The organism is Butyricicoccus sp. (assembly GCF_050872565.1).
Taxonomy (GTDB): Bacteria; Bacillota; Clostridia; order Oscillospirales; family Butyricicoccaceae; genus Butyricicoccus_A.
In genome coordinates, this window is sequence record NZ_JBNMHC010000243.1 from 1 (window position 1) to 3,483 (window position 3,483).

Annotated in this window: 3 protein-coding genes; 2 read left to right on the forward strand and 1 reads right to left on the reverse strand. The window is 50.5% G+C overall.

What is annotated here, in order from left to right; translation table 11 throughout:
* A partial coding sequence (carB, locus tag ACR0P9_RS09415) for a carbamoyl-phosphate synthase large subunit (RefSeq protein WP_432619519.1) occupies positions 1 to 2,272 on the forward strand: 2,272 nt, incomplete at its 5' end.
* Between the two features lie 65 nt (positions 2,273 to 2,337).
* On the opposite strand, the gene ACR0P9_RS09420 is transcribed toward carB, so the two are convergent.
* On the reverse strand, positions 2,338 to 3,156 hold the full coding sequence (locus tag ACR0P9_RS09420) for an undecaprenyl-diphosphate phosphatase (protein WP_432619522.1): 819 nt from the start codon (positions 3,154 to 3,156) through the stop codon (positions 2,338 to 2,340).
* Between the two features lie 151 nt (positions 3,157 to 3,307).
* Here ACR0P9_RS09420 and ACR0P9_RS09425 point away from each other — a divergent pair.
* Positions 3,308 to 3,483: DEAD/DEAH box helicase (locus tag ACR0P9_RS09425; RefSeq protein WP_432619524.1), on the forward strand; the 176-nt coding region annotated here is incomplete at its 3' end.

The window sequence follows — 3,483 nt, forward strand, 5'->3', positions numbered from 1 at the left end:
ACTGGCATCCAAGGCAACCGGTTATCCGATTGCAAAGATCGCAGCAAAGATTGCTGTCGGCTATGGTCTGGACGAGCTGACCAATGCCGTTACCGGCAAGACCGCTGCTTGCTTCGAGCCGACGCTGGACTACTGCGTTGTCAAGTTCCCGCGCTGGCCGTTTGATAAGTTTGTCTATGCAGATAAGACACTGGGCACCCAGATGAAGGCGACCGGTGAGGTTATGGCAATCTCCAACAGTTTCGAGGGCGGCATGATGAAGGCTGTTCGCTCCATCGAAATGAAGGTAGATTCGCTGTATATGCCGCTGATTGGCAAACTGAGCGATGAAGAAGTCATTGAAAAGGTAAAGACTTGTGACTTCGAGCGTATTTTCTCTATCTGTGAAGCATTCCGCCGCGGCATCATGACCGTTGATGAGGTTCACGAGATCACCAAGATTGACGAGTGGTTCCTCAATGGCTTCATGCGTATTATCGACATGGAGCACGCACTGGAAAATGCAGAAGAGCTGACTCCGGAGCTGTATCTGGCAGCAAAGAAGTTCGGCTTTACCGATAAGGTCATTGAGCGTCTGCACGGCAAGCCGGTTGGCGAGCTGTCCCGTCTGCCGGTATACAAGACGGTTGATACCTGTGCCGCAGAGTTTGAAGCAGAGACTCCGTATTATTACTCTACCTATGACGAGGAGACCGAAGTCAAGCCGTCTACCGGTAAGAAGAAGATTATGGTTCTGGGTTCCGGTCCGATTCGTATCGGTCAGGGTATCGAGTTCGACTACTGCTCCGTACATTCTGTATGGGCACTGCAGGAGCTGGGCTGCGAGACCATCATCGTAAACAACAACCCGGAGACCGTATCCACCGACTTTGACACCGCAGATCGTTTGTATTTCGAGCCGCTGACACCGGAAGATATTACCGGTATTGTCAATGCAGAAAAGCCGGACGCTGCGATTGTACAGTTCGGCGGTCAGACAGCGATCAATCTGGCAGAGCATGTAGAATCTCTGGGCGTGCCGATTCTGGGTACCCCGGCATGGAGCATTGACGCTGCCGAGGATAGAGAAAAGTTTGACGTTATCCTGAATAAGACCGGTATTCCGCGCGCAAAGGGCGATACCGTATTTACAGAAGAAGAAGCAGTCAAGGTTGCTGATCGTCTGGGCTATCCGGTTCTGGTTCGTCCGTCTTATGTACTGGGCGGTCAGGGCATGGAAATTGCTTACAAGGAAGCAGACATCCGCGAGTATATGCGCGTTATCACCCGTACCAAGATTGAAAATCCGGTACTGGTCGATAAGTACCTGATGGGCCGAGAGATCGAAGTTGACGCCATCTGCGACGGCGAAGACATCCTGATTCCGGGTATCATGGAGCATCTGGAGCGTGCAGGTATCCATTCCGGTGACTCGATTTCCGTTTATCCGTCCATCACGATTGAAGAAAAGCACAAGGAAACCATCATTGACTATACCAAGAAGCTGGCAAAGGAACTGGCAGTTATCGGTCTGGTTAACATTCAGTTCGTTCTGTACAACGATGAAGTATATGTCATCGAGGTTAACCCGCGTTCTTCTCGTACCATTCCGTATATCTCTAAGATCACCGGCGTGCCGATGGTTGATTTGGCTACTCGCTGCATGTTCGGCGAAAAGCTGAAGGACATGGGCTGGGGCACTGGTCTGTATCCGGAAGGCGACCATTACGCTGTCAAGGTTCCGGTATTCTCGTTCCAGAAGCTGCGTGATCTGGATACCCAGCTTGGACCGGAGATGAAGTCCACCGGTGAGGTTCTGGGCGTATCCACATCGTTCCGTGAAGCACTGCTCAAGGGCATGATGGGCGCAGGCTACCAGATGAAGAAGAAGGGCAAGGTTCTGATTTCTGTCCGTGATGCGGACAAGCAGGAAATCATCAACATTGCAGAGCGTTTTGCTGAGCTGGGCTTTGACCTGTATGCAACCAGCGGTACGGCAAACGTCCTCAACCGCCACATGGTAGCGACCAACTCGGTACGCAATGTCGATGAGCCGTCCCCGAATATGATTGACCTGATTGAGTCCGGTGACATTGATTATGTTATCGCAACCTCTGTCAAGGGTCGTCATCCGGAGCTTGGTTCGGTTAAGATCCGCCGCTCGACGGTAGAACATGCCATCCCGTGCCTGACTGCGATTGATACAGCATCGGCACTGCTGCGCTGCCTGGAAGGCGATACCCGCATCCAGTCCTGCGAGCTGGTTGACATCAACACCGTGCATCTGAAGTAAGAATCAATTCACATAAAAAAAGAGATCACCGCGAGGTGATCTCTTTTTGTGTCTATGCAGTTTTGTTACTTCGCAATCAGACCAAAGTACAGCAGAACCAGAACACCGAGGATGATGCGGTAATAGCCGAATACCTTGAAATCATGCTTGCGGATGTAATTCATCAGGAAGCGGATGACGAAGACAGATACGATAAAAGCAGTAATCGTGCCAATCAACATGACGGCGATCTGTGCGCCAGTGTAATTGAGACCGTACTTTACCATCTTGAGTCCGCTGGCGCCCAGCATAACCGGAATTGCGAGGAAGAAGGAAAATTCTGCGGCAACCGAACGCTCACAACCGAGGAACACTGCGCCGAGAATCGTCGAACCTGAACGGGAAGTACCCGGAATCAGCGAAAACATCTGGAATACGCCGACACAAAAGGCTTTCTTGAATGACAGGCTTTCCAGCGAAGTAGTCGTTGGCGTCGGGTGAGAGTTTTCCAGAACGATGAACAAAATACCGTAGACAATCAGGGCAATTGCGATAACCGTCGGACCGTACAGCAGATCGTGAATGAGATCGTCAAACAGGACGCCGACGACACCAGCCGGAATGCACGCGATGATGACCTTTTCCCACAGGGACCATGTCTGACGCTTTTGCTTTTCGTTCTTGTTTTTGGAGAACGGGTTTAATTTGTCGAAATACAAGACCAGAACGGCGAGAATGGAACCGAACTGAATGACAACAAAGAACATATCTGTGAAGTCTTTGGGGAAATTCAGCTGTAGGAATTCATCGACCAGCAGCATGTGACCGGTGGAAGATACCGGCAGCCATTCCGTGATGCCCTGCACGATGCCGAGAATCAATGATTTAATGAGTTCAAGTATCATAGTGTCTCCTTTTTCCGTAGAATATAAATAATACAATATGCACTAGCAGTATACCGCATTCCCAGAAAAAAGTAAAGGGAGATGCTGTGCTTGCGAAGCAGGCGGAAATATGGCATACTAATCATACATGGATAAGGAAAGAAGGATCGGCATGGATTTGAAACATCGGCTGCTGTGGGAAACATTTGGATATACAGAATTCCGTCCGGGGCAGCTCAAGCTGATTGATGCGATGCTCGCAGGACGAGATGTCCTCGGTGTGATGCCGACCGGTGCGGGAAAATCCATTTGCTATCAGATGGCAGGAATGCTGCTGCGCGGCGTCAC

Coding starts and splice junctions, on each gene's coding strand:
- ACR0P9_RS09420 (WP_432619522.1), bottom strand. CDS start 3,156: ATGATACTTGAACTCATTAAATCATTGATTCTCGGCATCGTGCAGGGC.